The organism is Deltaproteobacteria bacterium (assembly GCA_009929795.1).
Classification (GTDB): Bacteria; Desulfobacterota; Desulfovibrionia; order Desulfovibrionales; family Desulfomicrobiaceae; genus RZZR01.
This window is the reverse complement of the sequence record RZZR01000119.1, coordinates 1-6,868: the sequence shown is the minus strand read 5'-3', so window position 1 is coordinate 6,868 and position 6,868 is coordinate 1. Positions and strand designations below refer to the sequence as shown.

Annotated in this window: 4 protein-coding genes; all 4 read right to left on the bottom strand. The window is 63.2% G+C overall.

Features of this window, described 5'->3' with window-relative positions:
• Positions 1–3,181 (bottom strand): hypothetical protein (locus EOM25_10985; protein ID NCC25701.1); only part of this gene is annotated, 3,181 nt, incomplete at its 3' end.
• A gap of 2 nt (positions 3,182–3,183) precedes the next feature.
• A complete protein-coding gene (locus EOM25_10980; GenBank protein ID NCC25700.1) occupies positions 3,184–3,924 on the bottom strand; it encodes an arginyltransferase in 741 nt (246 codons plus the stop codon).
• 81 nt (positions 3,925–4,005) lie between these two features.
• Positions 4,006–4,986 carry a hypothetical protein gene (locus EOM25_10975; protein ID NCC25699.1) on the bottom strand — a complete coding sequence of 327 codons (981 nt, stop codon included), beginning with the start codon at positions 4,984–4,986 and terminating at the stop codon, positions 4,006–4,008.
• A 147-nt stretch (positions 4,987–5,133) separates the two neighbouring features.
• Positions 5,134–6,867 carry an aldehyde ferredoxin oxidoreductase gene (locus tag EOM25_10970; protein ID NCC25698.1) on the bottom strand — a complete coding sequence of 578 codons (1,734 nt, stop codon included), beginning with the start codon at positions 6,865–6,867 and terminating at the stop codon, positions 5,134–5,136.
• Position 6,868 lies beyond the last annotated feature (1 nt).

Genomic DNA, 6,868 nt, shown 5'->3' with positions numbered 1-6,868 from the left:
CATGCTCCCGGCCACGGCTGGCCCGGATGCCCAGGGTCAAGACCAGATCCTGAACATTGCGCCCGATTTCTCTGGTCAGAAGGACATGGTCAATGGTCAGGGATGGACCGACGGCCGGCCCCGGCCGAGACACGGACACGTTCAGCTTTTCGCCGGGCCAGGGTTTCCAGACCGGACGCCAGGAATTGTCGGCCTCTAGGCCGACGGGGGGCGGGCCGTCGGTACTCACGGCCCAGATGGAGGCGGCTGTCAGTTCCCAGGTCTCGAACCACTCGGCCGAAGCCGGAGGGGCCTGGAGGCTGATCTCTGGAGTCTGTTCCAGACGCGAGGTCCATATCAGACTCTTCTGTCCGGGATCCAGGGCGGCCAAAACGTTCCCTTCCCGGACCTCGAGGCCCGGGGTGAGGACCGATTCGCCTGCGAGCAGAGGAACGTGGACGAGAATGGGGGCATCGCCTGGGGAACGGCGAATGATTTGGGTCTGCACGGCCCATTCCAGGCCGAGATCGAGAACGCGTTGGATTTCGCAAAAAGGCGGAATTGGAATTTGGTCCGGGAGGCGGTTTGTTGCTCGCTCTTCGGAACGGGTCAGCCGAAGCGGCCCTTGGGGCGCGCCGCTCCGATCCAGGCCCAGGACCGTCCAGCCCGGAGTTCGGGTCTCAATCGTGAAGGGTCGGACCGGGAAGACGATTTCCAAAGATGCCGAGGCGATGGGGCCTTGCACGGAAATTTTGTGTCTGCCCTGGTCGATCCAGACCCGGAGTCCGTCCGCGAACCGGACCAGTGGGGCCGGTTCGCCGTCGACTAGGACACGGGCCGGTTCCCAGGCCGGAGTGATTCGGGGCAGGGGCATGACCAAAGCGGATTGAGCCTGGACGTCCATGTCGAGACTCAGGGCGCCGTCATGGACGGTCAAGGTGGTTGTGGCCAGGGCCAGACAGTTGGGAAAGCAGGGTGGAGCTTGCAGAAGCCTTTGCTTAAGTGTGTTCAGCATGTTCTGGTCCGGGAAGTCCCGGGCCTGGGCCGGAGCGTGGACAAGGAGCGCTAGGAGAGCGACGGCCGTTGTCGAGAAGGAGAACGCGCTCCTGGCCGGGCGTATATCACGAGGCCGGATGATCAGAGCTCCGGCGGCCAGGAGCAGCAGACAGCGAAGCAGCCCCAGGAGTCGATTGGGAGTCGGCCCCAGAATCCAGAGTTGCATGGTCTGGTCGGGGTTCACCGGACCGTTCCAGGAGAGATGTAGGGACCGCCACGACCAGTCGGGAAGACCCGGTCCGGTCTGGACCAGGGCTCCGGGATCGAAGTTCAGGCGTTGGCGTTTGGAGAAGTATTCAGTTTCGGCTGTCTCCTGGGGAGACGGAGGGGCCATGTCCATGGATTCCATTTTAGCCATGGGCAGGGCTCGCGGGGCGACCAAATGGCCAGAGCCGACGAGGGAAGGGATTGGGCCGTCCACGTCTTCCAGTTGGGGGTAGATGGCCGTGCGGAGTTGTCCAGTTAGGAAGGGCAGGGCGGCCAGAATCAGGGCCAGGACGGAGACGCCAAGGGCGATTCGGATGGCCCGTTGCCAGAAGACCCCGGAAGCGGTGTGGGGGTCCGGGCCGACAAGGCGGAGCAGGGCCGCGCAGGCCAGGATCGGGGCCCAGAGCAGGACGGGAGCCCCGGTCTGGTGGGCGGCTAGAACGAGAAAGGCCAGGAGGGCCAGGCCGGACCAGATTCCCCGGGCCTTCCAGGCTCCGATGGCCAGGACAAGGACCAGGAAGATGTCCAGCAGACTCCAGGAACCAATCCAGGTGGGGGCCGCATTGTCGGCCCCGTCCACGGCCAGGACGGTGTAGCCGGGAGGGAGGTTCAGGGTCGCTGAAAGCCGGCTTACGGTCCGGTCCCATCCGGAGCAGGGAAGTTCATCCACGGGCCAGGGCCATCGGGATTCGGCCGTCAGTTCAACGGATCGGGCTCGGACCACGATGCCGGACATGGCCGCATTACCCAGAAGGACCACAGGCTGGTCCTCGCCGTTCAAAACCGTTCGCTCCAATTGGCCGGGAGGGATCATGGCCAGACTCTGGTCGCGGCCCATAGCCGCCGTGATGGAGTCCCGAGCTGTCAGGCCCTGCCCATCGAAGTCGAGCCAGAGGGAGCGGGTCACGGACAATCGGGCCGGCCCCGGATCGGCTGCGCCGCGATGGGTCTCGGCCAGGGTCATGGTTTGGCCGGGGCCGATCAGAAAAGACTGGAAACGTTTCCAGTCCGCGGGAAGGTCCGTGGTTCTGGGATCCACAGCCGGGACACCGGACACGGTCAGGGTCCGGAGGTGGTCCGTTGTTTCCAGGGCCCAAACCTCTTGGCTTTTCTGGTCCGGGGGAAGGGTGAGGACGTCATGACGGTTGGGGAAGCGTGACGTGATCCGCAGGTCCCAGGTGCCGGGGGCGGACTGGACCAGGATTTCGCCCTGTGGAGAGAACCCGATGGGCAGAGGGGAGTCCACGGCCAGGGGCCTGGACCCGGCCGGGAGGAGATTGGGGAGCTGAATCCGCCGGGCCTGCCCAGAAATCTGAAGGCGGATCAGAGTGATGATTTCCTGGGGGACGGAGTCCCTGACCAATCGGAAGACCGTGCTCGCGAAGGTGTCACCGGCCTCGCTCTTTTCGGCCTGAGGGCGTAGGCGGATCCTGCCCGATTCGATGCGGGGATGGAAGGCCTCGCTGTCTGGGGGTTGGACCCGGATCAGGCCCAAGCCGAGGGGCACGGCCAGAACTTCGGGGATCGTGTCCCAGACGATGCTTCCCACTATGTGGTGCAGGCCCGGCTCCAATTCGACGCAGGGCCGTCCGTCCCGCAGAGCCAAGGGCACGGGCTCTCCGTCGACAAGAACCCGGCTCGGCCAGTGGGCCGGTTCTCCTGGCAGTTCGACTGGGCCTTCGGAGAAAACTTTGGCGTGTATGGTGAAGCGGGCCCCGTCGGTTCCCAGAATTAGGTCGCAGGAGGACGGGAACATGCAGACGCGCCGGTCGGGGTCGTCGAAGATTCTCGGGCAGGTCGCATCAGGAACGTCGTGCAGGACCCAGGCCGTCCAGGCTCGGAGCTGTTCCGGAATCCATACGTCGTCCGAGGCACCCATGGCCATGGAGATAGGAAAAGCCGCCAGGAGCAGAATGGCACGAAGCAGGGAGCGGGTCATGGTCAAAACCTCTTGTTCGGGGTGGAGGCGTTTGGCACGGAGGTCTGGGCAGGCACCCAGATGCCGGTGTTCCAGTCGAGATATTGGCGGGGATTGAATCGATCCTTGTAGGCCATTGTCGGGCAGCCGGGAACGAAATAGCCCAGATAGTACCAATCCAGCCTCAGAGCGCGGGCGTGTTCGATTTCGGCCAGGACCCCGAAGATGCCCGGGCTGCGGTCGGAGAAGGCCGGATCGAAGACGAAGTACACGCTGCTTAGGCAGTCCCGGCCCCAGTCCAGGTAGCCGAGTCCGACCAGACGTTCACCAAGGCGGAATTCGGAGACGAGGCCGGGGCAGGACGGGGCGTGGAAGAGATGGAGAAAGTGGTCGATGTCCGTGTCCTGGCCGAAGCGACTCCGGGAATGAGTCTGGAAGAGATTGTAGTACTCGGGCTGGTAGCGGGATGGAAGAAAGCGCACAGTCATGTCGCGATTTTTTCGGGCCACCCGGCGTTGGCTCTTGGACGGGTCAAAGGAAGGAACGTGAATCCGCAGGGGGGTGCAGTCCATGCAGTCTGGGCAGGCCGGACGGAAGAAGTGAATGCCGAATTTCCGCCAGCCCTGGGCCAGGAGAACAGAGATTTCAACCGGGCTGAGCTCCGAGGCCAGAAAGTTGGCATGCCGGACTGCCCGCTCCTGGAGATAGGGACAGGACTCGATGTGGTCCAGGTGGAGTTCGCGGTAGAGGATCATGGTCGACATCCCGGAAGTTTTCCTTGGCGAAAGCACGGAATCGAGGCTTCGTCAAGGGCGTGGCGACCAGACGGTCTCGACGAGGGCACATCAGAGGGAGTCCCGGGCTACCATGCGGGAGACGATGAAGCTGTCGATGACGATTTGGCTGACATAGAAGGCCACGATGGGGAAGATGGCCAGGGGGTGATGCTGGGCGTAGGTCACGGCCCACAAGGCCACTGATAGAGACATGGGCTTCTCTGATGTGATGATCATGAAGGATCGCCCGGCTCCCTTCTCGAGTCGGAGCCATTTCCTGGCGGCCAGCCAGGCTAGGCCGAACATGACAGAGTGCAAAAGCACGCTCGGGGCCACGACCTGAAAGAGGTCGTGGAGACGAAGTTCACGGAGCAGATGGGCTTCCTTGGAGCAGGACAGGTAGACGAGTCCGGTGATGCAAGCCATAGGCAGGTAGTGGTTGATCCGGGTCATTCTGTCAGGAAGCCCGGGGAAGAAACGACGCAGAAGCTGGCCGATGGCGATGGGGCCGAACAGGTAGAAGAGCATGCTCCGCAGAACCTCCCATTCGGAGACCGAGGACTCGGCCCCTATCCAGATGGACAGGTTCAGAGGGATGGAGACCAAACCGATAATGTTTAGAGCGGTCAAGAGGATGACGGCGGTTAGTGGGTCGCCTCCGGCACTGGCCGACATAGCCATGGCCGCCTCTAGAGAATTCGGGAAGCTGGCCATGAGCAGGAAGCCGATCTTGTGGTCGCTGGACAGGCCGAAGAGGTTGGCCACGACCCAGGCGAAAAACGGATAGACGACTACGGCCACCAAGGCGGCCACGCCGACGAGTTTCAGGTAGCTCCCTGCCTTGTGGGTTTGGGAGAGGTCCATCTTCAGACCCTGGCTCACGAAGAGCACCGCCACAAGAAAGGCACTCAGGCCCATGCCGTCTGCCAATGCATCGGGTGCCGGAAAATAAACGGCTAGGCCAATGGCCCCGATTATCAAGAGCAGGAGCAGATTACGATGGGCGAAGTGTTCGACGGTTTGGATCAGGCCGGCGGATTGGGTGTGCATGAGGATCCTCCGGTTCGGGAAAACCTTTTCCGGTTCGTTTTGTCAAGGATGCCTGCGACGACCGCGCACAGGAACGTGAGGTGCGAAGACAAAAAAAAGGCCCGGAAATGTTCCCGGGCCTTGGTTCCGTTTGTCGATTCCGGACGATTAGAGGGCCTTAGCCTTTTGCAGGTCCTCGATGGTGAAGTCCCAGATGACGTTGTGGGGTGGGAGTTTTTCCTTAAGGAAGAATTCGGGCAGCTGGTCATGGGCTGGGGTGAAGCCCGCGGCCTCGTTGAAGGCGTACTCGTCCTGCAGGACGGAGATCCCGGCCTTGGTGATGTCATCGACCGTGAAGTCGATGCCGAACCGCGAGGAGATGAGTTCGGAGATGACCTCCAAAGAGTCGGACGTGTCCAGGACAGCAAAGGCCACGAACAGGCAGAGCCCGGTGGCGTCCACGGCGGCCGTGGCGATCTGGAGGTTTTTGGAGACTTCCACGTTGCCGGCCAGGCAATGGCCGTCGATCTTGCCGCCGACCTGCAGGACGTTCTGGCAGACGGCGTAGCCAGCGGTGTGGTCGGCCCCCTGTGGAGTGGTGGCATATGTCACGCCTACGCCCTTGACGGCCCGCGGGTCGTAGGCCGGCAGGGCCTGGTTCTTGACGACCGGAACCCGGTCCACTCCAAAGGCCTGTCCGGCGAAGCCGGCGCCGTTGCCGATTATCTGACCCAGCCAATCCTTGTCGGTGCCGACGCGACCGAGGAGCTTCAGAGCCGCCGGACCGTCGCCCCAGGGGATGACCCCGCCTTCCATGGCCACGGCGATGGTGTTGCCCATCTCAATGGTGTCCAGACCGAGGTCGTCGCACATGCGGTCGAGCTGGGCGATGACATCGATGTCCTTGATGGTCGTGTTGGCTCCGAAGGCCCAGACGGTCTCGTACTCGAAGCCCGAGGTCAGGTATTTGCCATCCTTGTCGTTATAGGTCTGGGAACATTGGATGATGCAGCCGGCATGGCAACCTTCCTTGGCCACCCCGCCACGCTGGTTGATGAGCTCGACCATGCGCTCGCCGCTGATGTCGGCGGCATGCTCGAATTTTCCGGAGCGGAAGTTTTTGGTTGGCAGGGCCCCGGCCTCGTTGATGATGTTGACGAGGATGGAGGTCCCGAATCCGGGCAGGCCCTGGCCGGTGACCGGATGGTTTTTGAGGATCTCGACCCAGCGTTTGGCGGCCGTCTTGAACCGCTCGGGATCGGCCGAAGCCGGAGCGGAGCCGCCGGTGTCGTCGACGATGACGGCCTTGATCCGCTTGGAGCCCATGACCGCGCCCAGACCACCGCGTCCGGCGGCCCGGCTGGGATGGCCCTTGGGGTCAGTGAGCTGAATGGAGGCGCCCAGACGCTTGTATTCGCCGGCAGGGCCGATAAGCATTGTCCCGACCTTGGATCCGTAGGCGGCGAAGAGCTCGTCGGCCAGGGCGTAGGTGCCGAGGCCGGCCAAGTTCGAGGCATCCTCGAAACGGACCCCGTCCTTGGTGATGACCACGGTGCTCAGGGGAGCGTCGGCCTCGGGACGGCCCTCGAAGACGATACCGATGATGTCCAGGCGGGCCAGCTTCTGGGAGAGGGTGCCGCCGGAGTTGCTTTCCTTGATGGTCCCGGTCAGGGGTGACTTGGCGCCCACGGACAGGCGGCCAGAGTTGGCGGCGATGGTTCCGGTCAGGAGACCGGCGGCCACGACGAGCTTGTTGTCAGCCCCGAGCGGGTGGCATGTGGCCGGGACTTCCTGCCGGACGATGCGCGAGGTCAGGGCCCGGCCGCCCAGTCCGGCGTAGGGCCCGGCAGGTTCAAAGGCGTATGTTTTCTTGGCCGTGTCGATTCTCAGGATTCTGGACATG

Bases quoted from the DNA above. Each gene is read 5' to 3' on its own strand.
- EOM25_10980 (NCC25700.1), bottom strand. From the start codon at position 3,924: ATGTCGACCATGATCCTCTACCGCGAACTCCACCTGGACCACATCGAG.
- EOM25_10975 (NCC25699.1), bottom strand. From the start codon at position 4,986: ATGCACACCCAATCCGCCGGCCTGATCCAAACCGTCGAACACTTCGCC.
- EOM25_10970 (NCC25698.1), bottom strand. From the start codon at position 6,867: ATGTCCAGAATCCTGAGAATCGACACGGCCAAGAAAACATACGCCTTT.